The sequence below is a fragment of the Pseudarthrobacter enclensis genome (assembly GCF_030811655.1).
GTDB classification, from domain to species: Bacteria; Actinomycetota; Actinomycetes; order Actinomycetales; family Micrococcaceae; genus Arthrobacter; species Arthrobacter enclensis_A.
Map to the genome: position 1 here is coordinate 66893 of NZ_JAUSRE010000020.1, position 16778 is coordinate 83670.

A 16778-nucleotide genomic window follows, 5' to 3' on the forward strand; every position below is an offset into this window, starting at 1 on the left:
GGCCGGCGCCCGCCCGGCCGCTAAGCTGGCGGCATGCCCGCCCTTGCCGCACTGCTGCCCACCCTGGCGGCCGTTGCCATCCTGGCGGCACTCACGGTGGGCGTCCTGTGGGGCGCGCGGACGCCGTCGTACCTCTCCCCCGCCCTGGCCATCCTCCGCGGCGCGGCGCAGCTCGCGGTCATCAGCCTGGTGCTGGGCGGGGTCATCTCCAATCCGCTGTGGGTGGGGGCGGCGCTGGCGGTGATGTTCAGCGTGGCGTCCGTGACCGCGACGCGCAGGCTCACGTGGTCCTGGCGGCGGTTCGCCGTGGTGGCCGGGACCATGGCCGCCGGCATCCTGGTGACGGTGGCCATTGTGTTTGGAACAGGGGCCATTGAGTTCTCGCCGCGGTACGCGCTGGCGGTGGGCGGGATCGTGATTGGCAACTCCATGACCATCGCCACCCTGGCCGGCCGCCGGTTTGTCGAGGCCATTATTGAGCAGTGGGACCAGGTGGAGGGCTGGCTGGCCCTGGGCGCAACACCGCGGCAGGCCACCCTGCTGCAGGCCCGGCAGGCGGTGCACTCAGCCCTGATCCCGTCCACGGACCAGACCAAGACCACCGGCCTGGTCACGCTTCCGGGAGCGTTTGTGGGCGCGATCTTCGGCGGTGCCTCACCCCTGGAAGCCGGGCGGTTCCAGGTGGTGGTGCTGGCGTCCATCATGGCCGCGGGATCCATCACCGCCGTCGCCCTGATCCGGTCCCTGGGCAACGTGAAAGTGCGGCCGGAACCGCTGTGAGCCCTTGGGGAGGTGGAGGGGGGGTCGCCGCCTTCCCCCCGCAGGCGCTGGCGCTGCGCACATTCATCCTCGCGGCGCAAAAGCGGCGGCGCTACGGATATTCCAGTAGCGCCGCCGCCTTTGCGCGTCGAAAAGTAACGGGCGCAGCGAAAACCGCCGTGTCAGGCCTCTTTGACCAGCGCTGCCTCGAGGTTGATCTTCACCTTGTCGCTGACCAGCACGCCGCCGGCTTCCAGGGCTGCGTTCCAGGTCAGCCCGAATTCCTTGCGGCTGATCTCGGTTTCGGCGGAGAAGCCGGCGCGGGTGGCGCCGAACGGGTCCACGGCGACGCCGGTGAACTCGACCTCGAGTTCGACGGGCCGGGTGACGCCCTTGATGGTCAGGTCACCAGTGAGCGTGTACTCCTCGCCGTCACCTTCGATGTGGGTGCCACGGAAGGTCATCTCCGGATACTGTTCCACGTCGAAGAAATCCGCACCGCGCACGTGGTTGTCGCGGTTGGCGTCGCCGGAGTCGAAGCTGGCGGTGGACACCGTGGCATGCACCGACGAATCCGCCAGCGACTGCCCCACCCGTGCCTCGGCCTGCGCCTGGGTAAAGCGGCCACGGACTTTGCTGATGCCGGCATGGCGGACGCTGAAGCCGATCTCGCTGTGCGCCATGTCCAGGTTCCATGTTCCCGGCGTGATTTCCTTGGGAAGGGTCATCGCAGTTCTCCTTACTGGTAGGGCCGCAGACTTCGCTGCCTGCTAACCGCGCAAGTCTGTGCGGACTCTAAATATTCCCCATAAAACCCACATTCCTGCCAGTACCGGGTGAACCGGAAGGGAACATCCGGCGTATACATAAGCGTGGCACTACGATTACTGACCGCTCTTGCGCTGTTCATTGATGCCGGCGTCCATCTTTTCCTGGCCCCGGGCTACCAGTACGCGCAGCCGGGCACCGTCAGCCAGGGCACGCTGTTCCTGCTCGAGGCCGCAGCCGCGCTGGTGGCCGGCGTCTACGTCCTGGTCCGCGGCAGCAGGGCGGCCTATGCCGTGGCCCTGGTGGTGGCCCTCAGCGCATTCGCCGCCGTCGTGCTGTACCGGTACGTGGACATCCCCGCCATCGGGCCCATCCCCGCCATGTACGACCCCGTCTGGTTCTTCTCGAAAACCCTCAGCGCCGTTGCCGAAGGAGCGGGCGCCCTTTTGGCCGCCGCGGGCGTGGTCCGTGCAGGCCGCAGGGGAAAGTCCGACGACGGCACCCGGGTTACGGCCGCGCGTCGCCGCCCGTGAAGATTCCCGCGGCCGTTGTTAGCATGCGGGAGGAGGTGGCACATGGGCGCAGCTGAACGGGCACTGCCCGATGCGCTGGGCACCGTCGCCCTCTATGGACTCGCTGGCGTGTGGCTGACGTCAGCGTCGCCGTCCGGACCGGCGCTTCAGCTCGCGGGCCTGGCCTCCGGCGCCCTGGTGGCCGGGGCCGCCGCCGGATCCGTCCTGCGGCGCATTCCGCGCTTCTCAACGCCGGCAGACCGCGTCACCTTGCTGCGCGCGGTCCTCGTTGCCTTGTGCGCGGTGCTGGCGGTCCCCCAGCTGTTGACCGGCGGCCGCGTGAACATTCTTCTCCTGGTCCTGGGCGGCATCGCCTTCCTCCTGGACGGGCTCGACGGTGCCGTGGCGCGGCGCACGGGAACCTCGTCGGCGGAAGGGGCACGGTTCGATGCCGCCACCGACGCCGCCCTGGTCCTGGTGCTCTCCGTCGCGTCCGCCGCGGTGGTTGGCCCCTGGGCCCTGGGCATCGGCGCCATGTACTACGCCTTCGTGGCCGCCGGGCTCTTCCTGCCCCACCTCCGCGCGGCACTGCAGCCCAGGCCGTCCCGCAGGCTGATCGGGGCCTATCAGCCGTTCGCCCTGCTGGCGAGCCTGGTCCCCGCCGCACCGCCAACTGTTGCTGCCGCGGCTCCGGCGGTGGCACTCACGCTGCTCCTGTTCTCGTTCGGGCGTGACGTCGTCGAACTCGAACGGCTCCGCCGCGCGGAACTCCCCTTGGCAGCCCGGGTGCAGACCATCGTCCGCTAGCCAGATGCTCCAGGATGGCCATTGGCCACGGCATCCGGCGCACCGGGCCATAGGTGGTCTCCATTTCCTGGCTGTGGTGGCTGGTCCGGGCCAGCTTGTACCGGCCCGGGACTGCCTGCTTATGCCGCGAGGACCGCCGCCAGTCCGGTCAGGGCCGGGATGACGATGTCCGGGGACTGGAAATAGGAGGGGTAGCGGGCACCGGTCCGGTTGATCCATGCCGTCCGAAGTCCGGCCTTGGCTGCGCCGTGGATGTCCCAGGGGTGCACGGCAACCAGCAGCATGCCTGACGGATCGGATCCTGTGGACGTCGCCGCGTACTCATAGGCTGACCTGGCCGGCTTCCACGCAGGAGCGTCCTCCACGGAGAGGAGCAGCCCGAACTTGTCCCGGATGCCGCCGGCAACCAGCAGCTTGTCCGTGTTGGCTGTTGCCCCGTTTGTCAGGGTGACCAGCCGGTGCCCGGACGCGGCCAGGGAGCGGACACCCTCAGGGACATCCGGGTGGAGGGACAGGTTCTGCATGGCCGCCATGATGCGTTCGACGGCGGTGTCCAGGTTCCCGGAGATCCCTTCGGCTTCCAGCAGGGTGCGGAGGGCATCGGTTCCGATGGCGGCGAAGGCCTGGTTGTCCCCGCAGGCGGCGAGGGCGAAGCCGTCGCGCAGGAGCGTGGCGAACCACAGTTTTGCCAGTCCTCGTGGCGCGCCGATCTGCGCGAACGCTTCGCCGAGCGGGGCCATGTCGGACAGGGTCTCGTTCACATCGAAGACGATGACCAGGGGTTCGGCCATGATTTTCCCTTTCGTTATTCCGGCTCTGTTCCGGCGCCTTTCCTGGCGGGGCAGCCTTACTTGGCGGGGTACTGGTTCGAGCGAAGGAACTTGGCCAGGTGCACGGCGTTGCGGGCAAGACCTGCGTTGGTGGCTGCGACCGCGTCCGGCACCTGGTCGAGGTCCTTGAAGTCCACGGTCTGCTTTGCCTCGCCCACCCAGTACGTGCCGCCCTGGGCGGGAAGGCTGAAGCCGACGTCGTTCAGTCCCTGCATCATGTCCGCAATAGTCTTGTGCGCCCCGTCCTCATTGCCCACCACGGCAACGGTGGCAACCTTTCCGTACATGACGGGCCTGCCGTCGTCGTCCGTTTCGGACAGGTCGGCGTCCAGGCGCTCCATCACCTGCTGGGCGACGCTGCAGGGGTGGCCCGTCCAGATGGGGGTGGAGAGGACCAGGATGTCCGCCGCCAGGATTTTCGCGTGGATTTTGGGCCACTCGTCACCGTTGCCCATGTCCACTTGGACGCCGCGCTTGACGTCGTGGTCGACGACGCGCAGTGAGTCGGTGGCGACGCCGTGGCCTTCCAGTTCGTCCAGGATGTGCTGGGCCATCAGTTCGCTGCTGGACGGCTCCGGGGAAGGTGTCAGGGTGCATATGAGGGCGACGGCGGACAGTTCAGGCATCAGCGGGAGCTCCCTTGATCGCTGCAACAAAATCGTCAGGCTACTTATCAGTAGATCACGGCGATTGCTGCCGATGCCACCAAGCAGCCGGTGTTCCGTCGCCCGGGTATTCACCGCCCCTTGGGCCGCTGCCGACAGGTGCGCCTCATGATGCCGGCGCCGGGCTCAGAGGCGGGCGTAGGCCCATCCGTCCCACTGGCGCCGGGCCAGGTGGGCGATGGCTGCAGGCACCGTTTGCACCCCTGCCGTGAGGTCTGAGTCCTCGAGCCCTGCCGACCGGAAGCTGTTGCCGCAGGCGAGGAGCTGCACCCCCAGTTGGCGGGCGTCGTCCACGGCTTCGTTCAGGGCCGCACCGTTGGCGAGGAGTTGAACGCCGGGGCCCTGGACCACTACTTCAATGGCGGCAGCGGTACCCAGCGCGGCGCGGGCGTTGGCGGCGCTGCGCAGGATGCCGGTGAGCGCGTCGTGCCCAAGCGGGCCGGCGGCATGAATGAGCAGCCCACGGGTGCCTTCATCCGGGGCGCCCACCGCGGGTCCGCTGTCCGAAGCCATCAGTTGCTTTCCCCGCCCAGGCTGGCGAGGGCTTTGCGCAGGCGCGTGCCGGCGTCGTCTGCTACTTCCTTAACTGAAGGGGCGCTGCTGAGCTGGACCATGGTCTGCGGGTCGATGGCTTCCACTGTGGTCACGTCCGCGGACTGGTTCCGGCGCACGACGACGTTGCAGGGCAACAGGGCGCCCATTTCAGGTTCGGCGGCCAGGGCGCGGCTGGCAAGGGCGGGGTTGCACGCGCCGAGGATGACGTAATCCCCGACGGCGTCCGCGGCTTCAGTGCCAAGCTTGGCTTCGAAGGTGGAACGGACGTTGATTTCGGTCAGGATTCCGAAACCCTGGGCGGCAAGGGCTTCACGGGTGCGGTCCACGGCTTCCGCCCAAGGGAGGGAGACGGTGGTGGCCAGGGTGTAGCTCATGGTGCTCCTTAGAGTTGCCGGATGGTCCGCTGCCTTTGGGCTGCCGGGGGGTCGAATTATGCCAGGGAGAGGAAGAGCTTCTCCAGGTCTTTCCGGTCCATGGTCTCGTCCTTCTGGACGATGCACTGCTCCAGTCCGGTGGCGATGATGGCGAAGCCGGCCCGGTCGAGGGCCTTGGATACGGCCGCCAGCTGGGTGACGACGTCCTTGCAGTCCCGTCCTTCCTCAAGCATCCGGGTGACGGCGGCGAGCTGGCCCTGCGCGCGCTTGAGGCGGTTGATCACGGGTGTGAGTTCGGTTGGGTTCAGTTCCATAAGGGGTCTCCATTGATGGGGGGCTTGCCCTCAACTATATACCCCGGTGGGTGTTTTGACTACCCCCGGGGGTATCTGTAATACTCGGTGGGGTATCCACCAGACCCCTCCCGAGAGGCTACTTATGACTTCCCCTTCCAAAGCAGGCGCCGTGACCGCACTCGCTCCCGAGACCCTGCAGTCCTGGATCAAAGAGCACCAGGACCTCATGGTGATCGACGTGCGCTCTGCCGCCGAATTCGAGTCCATGCACATCCGCGGCTCCTACAACGTGCCGCTGCCGCTGCTGTCCGAGCACACCGATGAACTGGCCGCCCGGCTGGGCTCGCGCGTGGTCCTGGTCTGCCAGTCCGGCGTCCGCGCCGAGCAGGCCCGCCAGCGCATGGCCACCGTGGGCCTGGACACCGCCTATGTCCTCACCGGCGGGGTTCCCGGCTTTGCCGCCGCGGGCGGCGACGTGGTCAAGGGCAAAGACCGCTGGGACCTCGAACGGCAGGTCCGCCTGGCAGCCGGCTCCCTGGTGATGCTCGGCCTGGCCGGCGGCAAGTTCGTCTCGCCCAAGGTCCGCATGCTGGCCGGCGCCATCGGCACCGGGCTGACGTTCTCGGCCGCCACCAACACCTGCGCCATGGGCAAGGCCCTCTCTGCCATGCCGTGGAACAAGGCCGCCAAGGAACCCACCCGCGAAAGCGCCATCCTGCAGCTTCCCGTGCAGCCGGCTGAAGAGGGCGCTGCGGCATGATCGCGGCCCTGGGTTTGGGGCTCGTCGTCGGCGTTGTACTGGGCGTAGTAGGCGGCGGCGGGTCCATCATTGCCGTTCCGGCCCTGGTGTACGGCGTGGGCATGAGCCCCGCCCAGGCCATTCCCACCTCGCTGTTGGTGGTGGGAATCTCCTCGCTGGCGGCCCTGTTCCCCCGCATCCGTGAGGGCTTGAACTGGCCTGTCATCGCCCTGGTCGGGGCGGCCGGCATCCCGGCAGCCTGGGCAGGCGCGGCCGTGGGCAAGCTGCTGGATCCGAACATCCTGATGCTGGCCTTCGCCGCGATCATGGTGGTGGCGGGAATCCGGATGCTCAGCAAACCCCGCGAAACCGAGGGCTCCTGCAGCATCGGGCCGCACCGGGCCTTCCGGTCCTGCGCCCCAAAGGCCGTGGGCGTAGGCCTGCTCGTCGGCTTCCTCACCGGCCTCCTCGGAGTGGGCGGCGGCTTCCTGATTACCCCCGCACTGACCATCTTCCTGGGCCTGCGGATGAAGCAGGCCGTGGGAACCTCCCTGGCCATCATCGTGGTCAACTCGGCTGCCGGGTTCAGCGCCCACGCAGCCGGCTACACCATCGACTGGGCCACCACCCTGGCGTTCGCCATCCCGGCGATCGTGGGATCACTGGTTGCCGCCCGGTTTGCCCGCCGCCTGCACGACAAGCACATCCGCATCTCATTCGCGGTACTCATCTTCGCCGTCGCGGCGTGGGTCACCGCCGGCACGGTCACCGCCTGACCTACCCACAGAGGAGAACACCATGGGATTGATCGATTCCCTCAAGAAGGCCTTCAGCAAGCCCTATAAGACGATTTCCGTGGCCCAGGCCAAGGAACTGCTGGGTTCGGGTGCCACGCTGATCGACGTCAGGTCCGCCCAGGAATGGCGGACCGGCCGGGCCCCCCAGGCCAAGCACGTCCCCCTGGACCGGCTGCAGACCAGTACGGCCGGTATCCAAAAGACCCGGCCGGTGATTGCCGTCTGCGCTTCCGGCGTACGGTCCGCCTCCGCGGCCCGGATGCTGGCCGCCAAGGGCTACGACGCCTACTCGGTGCGCGGTGGCATGGCCGCCTGGCGCCAGGCCGGCGAACCCGTCCGCTAGACACATCACCACCAGCCGACAACCACTTCGAAGGAGAAACCATCATGGCTGAAATCACCATCACCGAAACTGACCAGCGCCGCTCCAACGCGCGCATCCTGGACGTCCGCGAGGACTTTGAGGTCGCCGAGGGCATGATCCCCGGCGCCCTGCACATCCCCATGGGCCAGCTGCAGGCCCGCCTGGGTGAGCTTGACCCGGCCGTGCCCGTGATCGCCGTCTGCCGCAGCGGTAACCGCAGCGCCGCCGTCGCCGATGCCCTCAACGGCGCCGGTTACAAGGCAGACACCATGGCCGGCGGCATGACCGCCTGGACCCGCGCCGGACTCCCCACCACCTAAGCCCCGCCCCTCGCGGCACTGGGCAAACCAACAAGATTCGCCCGAAAGGACTCGACAGACCATGGCAACCATCGACATCACCCAGCAATCCTTCGCCCAGACGCTGGAGGACAACGACATCGTCTTCGTTGACTTCTGGGCAGCCTGGTGCGGCCCCTGCCGCATGTTCGCCCCGATTTTCAGCGGGGCCGCGGAACGCCATCCGGACATCACCTTCGCCAAGGTGGACACTGAAGCCGAGCAGGCGCTGGCCGCAGCAGCGAACATCACTGCCATCCCCACGCTCATGGCTTTCAAGGACAAGACCCTGGTGTTCTCCCAGCCGGGAGCCCTCAACGCCACCGGCCTGGAGGAAGTCATCCAGGCAGTCAAAAACCTGGACGTGGACCAGCTGCGCGCCGAAGCCGGGCACCAGCACGCCTGACCTGTCGCTCCAAACGGGCGCATACCCCTCGTTGCGATATACCCCCCGGGGTATCTATACTGGATTCAGAACAACTTCCCAATCCCCTTTCAACTGAAGGAGAGCACCACATGCTTATCGAGCGCATTTACGACGAAGACCTCGCCCAGGCCAGCTACCTGATCGGCTGCCAGGCCAAGGGTGAAGCCATTGTGGTGGACGGCCGCCGTGACATCGCCGTTTACCAGGACCTGGCCGCCAGGAACGGCATGAAGATCGTGGCGGTCACCGAGACCCACATCCACGCCGACTACCTCTCCGGCACCCGCGAGCTCGCCGCCGCCACCGGCGCCAAGATCTACGTCTCCGGCGAAGGCGGCCCGGACTGGCAGTACGAGTTTGACGGCGAACGGCTCTACGACGGCGACACCATCGCCCTGGGCAACATCAGCATCAAGGCGGTGCACACCCCGGGCCACACCCCCGAGCACCTGTCCTTCCTGGTGACGGACGGCGCGTTCAGCGACAAGCCCGGCTACCTGCTCTCCGGGGACTTCGTGTTCTCCGGCGACCTGGGCCGTCCCGACCTGCTGGATGAAGCCGCCGGCGGCATCGACACCCGCTTTGAGGGCGCCAAGCAGCTCTTCGCCAGCCTGCGCGACAAGTTCCTCACCCTCCCGGACTACGTCCAGGTGCACCCCGCCCACGGCGCCGGCAGCGCCTGCGGCAAGGCCCTCGGCGCCATCCCGTCCTCAACCGTCGGGTACGAACGCCTCTACGCCTGGTGGGGCCCCTATCTCGCCGCCAACGACGAGCAGGGCTTCATCAACGAACTCCTCGACGGCCAGCCCGACGCGCACGCCTACTTCGGCCGGATGAAGCGCGAAAACCGCGTGGGTCCTGACGTGATGGGTGAACGTGCCCCGCTGAAGGAGCTGGACACCGCCGCCGTCGCCGCGGGCCTGGCGGAGGACACCCTGACCTTCATCGACACCCGCTCCAACGGTGAGGTCCACGAAGGCACCGTGGTGCGCTCCCTGAACGTCCCGGCCGGCAAGTCCGTTGCCAGCTACGGCGCCTGGGTGGTCAACCCGGAAACGGACAAGAACCCGCTGGTGCTCCTGGCCAAGGACCAGGAACAGGCCCAGGACATGTGGGACCACCTGGTCCGCGTGGGCATCGACAACGTGGCCGGCTACCTGACCGGCATCGAAGGCCTGCCCACGTTCACCCCCAAGCTGATCCAGCCCGGAGAACTCGACAACTTCGACGCCGCCATGGTCCTGGACGTCCGCAACAAGACCGAGCACAAGGCGGGACACGTGCCGGGCTCGTACCAGCTCAGCGGCGGCCGCGTCATGTGGCACCTGGACGAGCTGCCCATCGGTGGAACCATCGTGAGCTACTGCCAGTCAGGTGTACGGAACTCCGTGGCCGCGAGCGCCCTGCGCCGTGCCGGGTACGACGTCGTCGAACTCGACGGCAGCTACGCCGGCTGGAACGCCTGGCGGAACAGCGTCCCCGCAGCCTAACCACGGCTGAACCACCCCAAGACCGCCCGGGCATGACCCCCCTCCTGCCCGGGCATCCCGGCCCGGGCGTGCCCCCGCACGCCCGGGCCACCTTAATGTCCAGGAAACACCCGATGTCCCCACCAGGAACGGAGCACCCGATGCCGGGCAATACCCTCCCCCGCCGCACCGCCGGATCAACCCCAACTGTGCTGGGCCTGCGGCAAAACCTGGCGCAGTTCATGCTGCTGGTTGCCGTCAATGCCCTGGTAGGCGGCACCCTGGGGCAGGAACGCACCGTCCTGCCCCTGCTCGCGTCCCGGACCTTCCACCTGGACCTCTACACGGGTGCGCTGACCTACATCCTCGCCTTCGGCCTGTCCAAGGCAGCGATGAACTACTTCGCCGGGACGTTGTCCGACCGGTACGGCCGCAAGCCCGTCCTCATCGCGGGCTGGCTGGCCGCAGTGCCGGTCCCGCTTATGCTCATCTTCGGCCCGTCCTGGGGCTGGATCGTGGCAGCCAACGTGCTGCTGGGCGTCAGCCAGGGCCTCACCTGGTCCACCGCCGTGATCATGAAAATGGACCTGGTGGGCCCCAAGCAGCGCGGCCTGGCCATGGGCTTTAACGAGGCAGCCGGCTACCTGGGCGTCGCCGTCACGGCCCTCGCCACCGGGTACCTCGCCACGGCCTATGGCCTCCGGCCCGCACCCTTCCTGTTGGGAGCCGCGTACATCGCCCTCGGCCTGGGCCTGACGGTCCTGGCCGTGAGGGAAACCCACCACCATGCCAGGGCGGAGGCCGCGCAGCATGCCAAGGGACGGGGCACCGCCCATGCCGGCCTCACCACCGGCCAGGTCTTCACCCTCACCAGCTTCAAGGACCGGTCGCTCTCTGCCGCGAGCCAGGCCGGCCTGGTCAACAACCTCAACGACGGCCTGGCCTGGGGCCTCTTCCCGGTCCTGTTCGCCGGTGCCGGGCTGGACCTTGGCCAGATCGGCATCCTGGCCGCCGCCTACCCCGCCGCCTGGGGCGCCGCTCAGCTGGTGACCGGCGCGGCCTCCGACCGGTGGGGCCGCAAATGGTTCATCGCGGCCGGCATGCTGGTCCAGGCAGGCGCCCTGGCAATCATCGCCTCAGCGCACGGCTTCGGGCCCTGGCTCGCCGCCGCCGTCGTGCTGGGCCTCGGTACCGCCATGGTCTACCCCACCCTGCTGGCCGCCATCGGCGATGTCGCCCACCCCACCTGGCGGGCCCGCTCAGTGGGGGTCTACCGGCTTTGGCGCGACGGCGGATTCGCCGTGGGTGCCCTCCTCTCCGGCGTCCTCGCCGACCTGTACGGGATCCCCACCGCGATCGCCGCCGTCGGGGTCCTCACCGCGGCCTCCGGCGTGGTGGTCGCCGTCAGGATGCGCGGGAATGACCACACGGCGGGATAGATCCTCTATCCGTGCCCGGCGACATACGTGACCAACCCGTCCACGGTGGCCACGGCGGGATAGTCGGCTTCCGGGATATCCACGCCGGTGCTCTCCGCGATGACCTCCACCAGGCGGAGGAAGTCCAGCGAGTCCAGTTCCAGGTCCTGGCGCAGCCGTGCCCCGGGGGCCAGGTCTTCGGGTTCGACGTCGGGGGCTACTTTCCCGATCGCCGACTCCACCGCCTGGCGCGCGTCCTGTTCGTTCACGGCTCCTCCTCGTTCACGGGTCCAATGGTCACGGGCGGCTCACAGCCTGTCCGGTGCCTGCAGCAGTTCGTCGATGCGGCCCAGGAAACGTCCGCCGCGCAGCCCGTCGCTCACCCGGTGGTCCGCGGACAGCGTGGCGATGGCCGCCTGCCGGATGCCGAGCATCCCGTTGTGCGCCCACGGCTGTTCCAGGACCTTGCCGAAGCCCACCATGGCCACCTGCGGCGGATAGATCACCCCGTACACGCTTTCGACGCCGAGATCGCCCAGGTTGGTGACGGTGATGGTGGGGTCCGCCATCTCCGCACGCTGCAGGCGGCCCGCCCTGGCGCGGGCCACCAGGTCGCGGAGCTGGTCCATGAGCTCATCGAGGGTCAGGGTGTCGGCGTCGTGCAGGGCAGGGGCCACCAGGCCGCCGTGCCGCAGGGCCACCGCCACGCCCAGGTGCACCGCGCTGCTGGGTTGGAAGGCACCCTTGGCGAAGAAGCCGTTCATGTCCGGCACCTCCTTGGCCGCGAGCGCGGTGGCCTTCAGCAGCAGGGCGGACGGCACCAGCCGCGCTGAGACCGGCCGCTGCTGGTTGGCGGCCTGCATCCACGCCATCGCTGCCGCGAGATCCAGGGTGGTGGAGAGGTAGTAGTGCGGGATGTCCTTCTTGGACCGGGACATCAGGGCCCCGATGGCCTGCCGCAGGCTCTCCGCCTTGCTGCCGGCTTCCCTGCGGCCGCGCCGGGGCGCTTCCTGCGGCTCCACGTGTTCCGGTGCTGCTGGTTCCGATGGTTCCGCGGCTTCCGACGGCGGTGCTTCCGCCGGCTTCTCCGCGCTAACCGGGGCGGCCGGCTGCCCCCTGGGCGGGACGGCAGAGAGCACGTCGTCCTCGGTCACCGCTCCCCCGGGGCCAGTGCCCGCGATGCCCTGAAGGTCCACGCCAAGTTCCGCGGCCAGGCGCCGGGCCAGCGGCGAGGACCGGACGCGGCGCGTTTCGGCGGGTGTGGGGCGGGCTTCGGGCTGCTCTTCCTCCTTGCGTGGAGGCGCCCCGGTGACGGACGGAGCCGCCGCGCGTTCGACGTCGGCCCTGGTCACTTCGCCGCCGGGACCGCTGCCGCTGATGCGTCCGACGTCGACCCCCAGCGTGTGCGCAAGGTGCCGGACCGGCGGCGGGACCTTTGCGCCCGGCTCCGGAAGGCCGCCCGCGGCACGCGGGTGTGGGGCGGGCGGCGGTTCGGGTGGCGGCGCTTTCGAGGGGGGCGGGACTTCGGCGGGGGTGGCGGTGATCCGGGCGATGGGGGTGCCCACGTCCACGGTGTCGCCGATGTCCACCAGGAACTCGGCCAGCACGCCCTCCTGGAACGACTCGATATCCATGACGGTCTTGTCGGTGTCCACGGCGGCCACCAGGTCGCCCTTGTGGATGTAGTCCCCGGGTTTGACCAGCCACTCCACCACCTTGCCGTGCTCCATATCCGCGCCCAGGGACGGCATCCGGAACTCAGCCACCGGCGCCCACGGCCCTTCGGGCGCCGGCCATGATCCGCTCCACCGACGGCAGCGCTGCCTGCTCCAGGTGCTTGGCGTACGGGACGGGGACCTCTGCGCTGCACACCCGCTCCACCGGCGCGTCCAGGTCGTAGAAGGCCTTCTCCGCGATCCTGGCCGTGATCTCCGCGGAGATGCTGCCGCTGCGCCAGCCCTCGTCCACCACCTCGGCCCGGTGCGTCCTGGCCACGCTGTCCAGGATGGTGTGTTCATCGAGCGGGCGGAGGCTCCGCAGGTCGATCACCTCGGCCTCGATGCCCTCGCCGGCCAGCTGTTCCGCGGCGTCCAGCACCATGGGCAGCGTCCCGCCATACGTGATGAGCGTCAGGGCGTCCCCGTGCCGCAGGACCGCGGCCTTGGCGATGTCCACCGCGCCGGCGTCGTCGTCGATCTCCCCCGCCACGTTGTACAGCGAGCCGTGCTCGAAAATCAGCACGGGGTCCGGGTCCTGCAGCGAGGTCCACAGCATGCCGCGGGCGTCCGCCAGGGTGGCCGGGGCCAGGATCCGCAGGCCCGGGATGTGCGCGTACCAGCCCTCCAGGCTGTGCGAGTGCTGCGCGCCCAGCTGCCGGCCCGCGCCGGTGGTCATCCGGATGACGATGGGCACGTTGAACTGGCCGCCGGACATGTGCAGCAAGGTGGCGGCGTTGTTGATGATCTGGTCCAGGGCCAGCAGGCTGAAATTGACGGTCATGATTTCGACGATGGGACGCATGCCGCCCAGCGCCGCGCCGATCCCGGCTCCCACGAAGCCGGATTCGGAGAGCGGGGTATCGCGGATCCGTTCCGGCCCGAACTCCTCCAGCAGCCCAAGGCTGACGGCGAAGCTGCCGCCGTACCGGCCCACGTCCTCGCCCATGAGGAACACCCGATCGTCGCGCTGCATGGCGTCGCGGAGGGCCGCGCGCATGGCTTCCCGGTACGTGGTTTTCATCCTGCTGCCCTGCCTTTCCCTGTCGCCTCTGGATTGCCTGTCGCCTCTGCATTCCCTGTCCCGCCGTTGCCGTCGTCCGGCCGGTCGCTGTAGACGAACCGGAGCAGTTCGGACACCGGTTCCGGCGTCCCGTTTTCGGCGAATCCGACGGCGGTGCTGATCTCCGCCTCCACGTCCGCCTGCAGCGCGGTCCAGTCCTCCGCCGGCAGCTGTCCCGCCGCCTCCATGGCGCCCTGCAGCAGGCTGATGGGATCGCGTTCCATCCACTGCGCCACCTCGGACTTTTCCCGGTACAGCTCGGGATCGAACATGGAGTGGGCGCGGAAGCGGTAGGTGCGCAGTTCCAGGAAGTGGGGCCCGCCGCCGGACCTCACGGCATCCACGGCGCGCCGGGCGGCCTCCTCGACGGCGAGCACGTCCATGCCGTCCACCGCCCACGCAGGGATCTCGTACGCGGCGGCCTTGAGCGCGATGTCCGTCTGGGATTCGGAGCGGCCCAGGGCGGTTCCCATCGCGTAGAGGTTGTTCTCGCAGCAGAACAGCACCGGCAGCTGCCACAGCGCGGCCAGGTTCATGCTTTCGTGGAACTCCCCTTCGGCCACCGCGCCTTCGCCGAAGAAGCACACGGTCACCCGTTGGCGCCCGGCCATCCGGTCCGCGAGTGCCAGCCCGACGGCGAGTGGCAGGCCGCCGGCCACGATCGCGTTTCCGCCGTAAAAGCGGGTGGCGGCGTCGAACAGGTGCATGGAACCGCCGCGGCCCCTGCAGCAGCCCTCGGCATGGCCGTACATTTCGGCCAGGATGGCTCCCGCCGAGACGCCGCGGAGGAGGGCGTGCCCGTGTTCGCGGTAGGTGGCCACCACGGCGTCATCGGGTGCCAGAGTTTCCATGACCCCCGCGGCCACGGCTTCCTCGCCGATGTAGACGTGCAGGAAACCGCGGATCTTGGCCGCGCTGTAGAGCTCGATGCACTTTTCCTCCAGCCGGCGCACCCGCAGCATCTGCCGCAGGAGGTGCAGGGCATGTCCGGCGTCCGGGACGCCCTGGTTCTTGAGGCCGGTCATGGCCGGTCCTGCCTTGCCGCGGCCGGCGCTGCCGGGGATTCCAGGGTGGAGGTATCGCCTTCCGGCAGCCCGAGCTCACGGGCTTTCAGCAGCCGGCGGAGGATCTTGCCGCTGCGGGTCTTGGGCAGGGTGGTGGTGAAGTCCAGCAGCCGGGGTGCCACCGCGGCGCCCAGCCGTTTCCGTGCGAAGCCGATGATGTCCAACTGGAGGTCCTCGCTGGGCTCATGGCCGGCCTTGAGTTCCACGAAGGCCTTGACCACTTCGCCGGCCACGGGGTCGGGCACCCCGATCACTCCTGCCTCGGCCACGGCCGGGTGCTCCATGAGGCAGCTCTCCACTTCAAAGGGGCCGATCAGGTGGCCGGAGGACTTGATGACGTCGTCGCCGCGGCCAACGAACCAGAAGTAGCCGTCGCCGTCGCGCTTTGCCAGGTCCCCCGTCAGGTACCAGCCGCCCGCGAAGCAGCGGCGGTACCGCTCCTCCTCGTTGAGGTAGCCGCGGAACATGGACGGCCAGCCGGGGCGCAGCGCCAGCTCCCCCATGGTGTCCGGGTCGGTGACCAGGACAGCCTGGCCGTCATTGATGACCGCCTTGCCGTCGGCGTCCCGCGCCACAAGCGCCGCCTCGATGCCCGGCAGCGGGCGGCCCATGGAACCGGGCCGGATGTCCATGGCCGGATAGTTGGCGATCATGATTCCGCCGGTTTCGGTCTGCCACCAGTTGTCATGCACGGGCAGGCCCAGGACCTCCTGGCCCCACACCACGGCCTCCGGGTTCAACGGTTCCCCCACGCTGGCGATGAACCGCAGCGCGGAGAGGTCATGCCCCGCAGCGCGCTCCGCGCCGGCCTTCATGAGCATCCGCAGCGCCGTGGGTGCGGTGTACCAGATGGTGACGTGCTGCCCGGCGAGGATCCGGTACCAGCGGTCCGCGTCCAGTTCCTCCTCATCCACAATGGCGGTGACCCCGTGCACCAGCGGCGCGATGATGCCGTAGGACGTCCCGGTCACCCAGCCCGGATCCGCAGTGCACCAGTAGACGTCGTCCGGGTGCAGGTCCAGCGCGAAGCGGCCCGTGGCGTAGTGTGCGGCCACGGCATCATGGACGTGGATGGCGCCTTTCGGGGTGCCGGTGGTGCCGCTGGTGAAGTGCAGCAGAGCCATGTCCTCCGGCTGGGTGTCCGCGATCTCCTCGACGGGGTCCACCTGGGACAGGAGCGCTGCCAGGTCCAGGGTTCCGGGTTCGGCGGGTACATGTTCCCCGCCGCCGTCCGCGTCCACGAGCAGGACGTGGCGGAGGTCCGGAAGGGAGTCCCGCACGGGCGCCACCTTCCTGCGGTACAGCGCCCTTGTGGTCACCAGCACCCGCCCGCTCCCCAGGTGCAGCCGCTGCCGCACGGGTTCGGGACCGAAGGCGGAAAAGAGCGGGCAGAAGACGCTGCCGTTCTTGAAGGTGCCAAGGACCGCCACATACAGCTCCGGGCTGCGGCCCAGCAGCGAGAACACGCGTTCGCCGCGCCCCACGCCCAGGCTCCGCAGCACTGAGGCGAACCTCCCGGACGCCTCCGCAAGGTCACCGTAGCTCAGGGACCGGGTGCCGCCGTCGGCCCTTACGAAGCGCAGCGCCTCCTTGGCGCCGCGGCCTTCCGCCACGTGGCGGTCCACGGCCTCGTAACCGATGTTCAGGCCCCGGCCGCCCGGCAACCCGGCCAGCGCCTGCCGCGCCTGGTCCCAGCTGAAGTCCCTGCGCGCGGCGTCGTAGTCCAGCAGGTTTGGCTGCACCGGGAAGGCGGCCACGTTCTTGGTGATGGCAGGCCAGCGGGTGGAACCCTCAACTCCTGTGGTCATGGCGCTCCTC

At 68.9% G+C, this 16778-nt stretch carries 21 protein-coding genes; 10 read left to right on the forward strand and 11 right to left on the reverse strand.

The genetic code is table 11. The features are described 5' to 3' along the window. Window positions 1–33 precede the first annotated feature (33 nt). Window positions 34–780: an ABC transporter permease gene (locus J2X98_RS17215; RefSeq protein ID WP_307310612.1), complete on the forward strand. Its 747-nt coding sequence runs from the start codon at window positions 34–36 to the stop codon at window positions 778–780. A 161-nt stretch (window positions 781–941) separates the two neighbouring features. On the opposite strand, the gene J2X98_RS17220 is transcribed toward J2X98_RS17215, so the two are convergent. Beyond that, window positions 942–1487: a YceI family protein gene (locus J2X98_RS17220; protein ID WP_141940337.1), complete on the reverse strand. Its 546-nt coding sequence runs from the start codon at window positions 1485–1487 to the stop codon at window positions 942–944. Window positions 1488–1631: 144 nt separating this feature from the next. Between J2X98_RS17220 and J2X98_RS17225 the strand changes: the two genes are divergently transcribed. Then, the gene (locus tag J2X98_RS17225; protein ID WP_307310615.1) at window positions 1632–2060 is read left to right on the forward strand and encodes a hypothetical protein; all 429 of its coding nucleotides are present in this window, start codon (window positions 1632–1634) and stop codon (window positions 2058–2060) included. Window positions 2061–2102: 42 nt separating this feature from the next. Next, on the forward strand, window positions 2103–2846 hold the full coding sequence (locus J2X98_RS17230; RefSeq protein WP_307310618.1) for a CDP-alcohol phosphatidyltransferase family protein: 744 nt from the start codon (window positions 2103–2105) through the stop codon (window positions 2844–2846). A 119-nt stretch (window positions 2847–2965) separates the two neighbouring features. Here the strand turns inward: J2X98_RS17230 and J2X98_RS17235 are convergent, their stop codons facing one another. From J2X98_RS17235 to J2X98_RS17255, 5 genes are all read right to left on the reverse strand, one after another. Further along, on the reverse strand, window positions 2966–3637 hold the full coding sequence (locus J2X98_RS17235) for a haloacid dehalogenase type II (protein ID WP_141940335.1): 672 nt from the start codon (window positions 3635–3637) through the stop codon (window positions 2966–2968). A 56-nt stretch (window positions 3638–3693) separates the two neighbouring features. Beyond that, window positions 3694–4302, reverse strand: coding sequence for a flavodoxin family protein (locus J2X98_RS17240; protein ID WP_307310621.1), 609 nt, complete (start codon window positions 4300–4302; stop codon window positions 3694–3696). Between the two features lie 165 nt (window positions 4303–4467). Continuing rightward, entirely contained in the window at window positions 4468–4854 is a 387-nt protein-coding gene (locus J2X98_RS17245; protein ID WP_307310624.1) for a DsrE family protein, read from the reverse strand. Then, entirely contained in the window at window positions 4854–5270 is a 417-nt protein-coding gene (locus J2X98_RS17250; RefSeq protein WP_141940332.1) for a DUF302 domain-containing protein, read from the reverse strand. Before J2X98_RS17250 ends, J2X98_RS17245 begins: the two co-directional genes overlap by 1 nt. Before the next feature lie 56 nt (window positions 5271–5326). Then, window positions 5327–5584, reverse strand: a complete 258-nt coding sequence (locus tag J2X98_RS17255) for a metal-sensitive transcriptional regulator (RefSeq protein ID WP_043452296.1) — start codon at window positions 5582–5584, stop codon at window positions 5327–5329. 124 nt (window positions 5585–5708) lie between these two features. Here J2X98_RS17255 and J2X98_RS17260 point away from each other — a divergent pair, with 124 nt between their 5' ends. The 7 genes from J2X98_RS17260 to J2X98_RS17290 all read left to right on the forward strand — a co-directional run bounded on the left by J2X98_RS17260 (window position 5709) and on the right by J2X98_RS17290 (window position 11139). Then, window positions 5709–6326: a rhodanese-like domain-containing protein gene (locus J2X98_RS17260; RefSeq protein WP_141940331.1), complete on the forward strand. Its 618-nt coding sequence runs from the start codon at window positions 5709–5711 to the stop codon at window positions 6324–6326. Further along, the gene (locus tag J2X98_RS17265) at window positions 6323–7081 is read left to right on the forward strand and encodes a sulfite exporter TauE/SafE family protein (RefSeq protein ID WP_307310628.1); all 759 of its coding nucleotides are present in this window, start codon (window positions 6323–6325) and stop codon (window positions 7079–7081) included. Before J2X98_RS17260 ends, J2X98_RS17265 begins: the two co-directional genes overlap by 4 nt. A 22-nt stretch (window positions 7082–7103) precedes the next feature. Further along, window positions 7104–7445 (forward strand): rhodanese-like domain-containing protein, encoded by a 342-nt coding sequence (locus J2X98_RS17270; RefSeq protein ID WP_141940329.1) that lies wholly within the window; start codon window positions 7104–7106, stop codon window positions 7443–7445. A gap of 44 nt (window positions 7446–7489) precedes the next feature. Beyond that, complete coding sequence (locus J2X98_RS17275; protein ID WP_141940328.1) at window positions 7490–7786, forward strand: rhodanese-like domain-containing protein; 297 nt, start codon at window positions 7490–7492, stop codon at window positions 7784–7786. Between the two features lie 61 nt (window positions 7787–7847). Further along, the gene (gene trxA, locus J2X98_RS17280) at window positions 7848–8210 is read left to right on the forward strand and encodes a thioredoxin (RefSeq protein WP_141940327.1); all 363 of its coding nucleotides are present in this window, start codon (window positions 7848–7850) and stop codon (window positions 8208–8210) included. Between the two features lie 110 nt (window positions 8211–8320). Next, a complete protein-coding gene (locus J2X98_RS17285; RefSeq protein WP_307310634.1) occupies window positions 8321–9721 on the forward strand; it encodes an MBL fold metallo-hydrolase in 1401 nt (466 codons plus the stop codon). 140 nt (window positions 9722–9861) lie between these two features. Continuing rightward, window positions 9862–11139: an MFS transporter gene (locus J2X98_RS17290; RefSeq protein WP_307310691.1), complete on the forward strand. Its 1278-nt coding sequence runs from the start codon at window positions 9862–9864 to the stop codon at window positions 11137–11139. A gap of 5 nt (window positions 11140–11144) precedes the next feature. On the opposite strand, the gene J2X98_RS17295 is transcribed toward J2X98_RS17290, so the two are convergent. The 5 genes from J2X98_RS17295 to acsA are packed head-to-tail and all read right to left on the reverse strand — an operon-like array spanning window position 11145 to window position 16768. Further along, complete coding sequence (locus J2X98_RS17295; protein ID WP_141940325.1) at window positions 11145–11387, reverse strand: acyl carrier protein; 243 nt, start codon at window positions 11385–11387, stop codon at window positions 11145–11147. Between the two features lie 39 nt (window positions 11388–11426). Then, complete coding sequence (locus J2X98_RS17300) at window positions 11427–12884, reverse strand: dihydrolipoamide acetyltransferase family protein (protein WP_307310637.1); 1458 nt, start codon at window positions 12882–12884, stop codon at window positions 11427–11429. Further along, on the reverse strand, window positions 12877–13857 hold the full coding sequence (locus J2X98_RS17305; RefSeq protein WP_141940323.1) for an alpha-ketoacid dehydrogenase subunit beta: 981 nt from the start codon (window positions 13855–13857) through the stop codon (window positions 12877–12879). The genes J2X98_RS17300 and J2X98_RS17305 overlap by 8 nt, the downstream gene beginning before the upstream one ends. Beyond that, a complete protein-coding gene (pdhA, locus tag J2X98_RS17310) occupies window positions 13854–14921 on the reverse strand; it encodes a pyruvate dehydrogenase (acetyl-transferring) E1 component subunit alpha (protein ID WP_141940322.1) in 1068 nt (355 codons plus the stop codon). Before pdhA ends, J2X98_RS17305 begins: the two co-directional genes overlap by 4 nt. Next, complete coding sequence (gene acsA, locus J2X98_RS17315) at window positions 14918–16768, reverse strand: acetate--CoA ligase (protein ID WP_307310644.1); 1851 nt, start codon at window positions 16766–16768, stop codon at window positions 14918–14920. Before acsA ends, pdhA begins: the two co-directional genes overlap by 4 nt. Window positions 16769–16778: the final 10 nt, after the last annotated feature.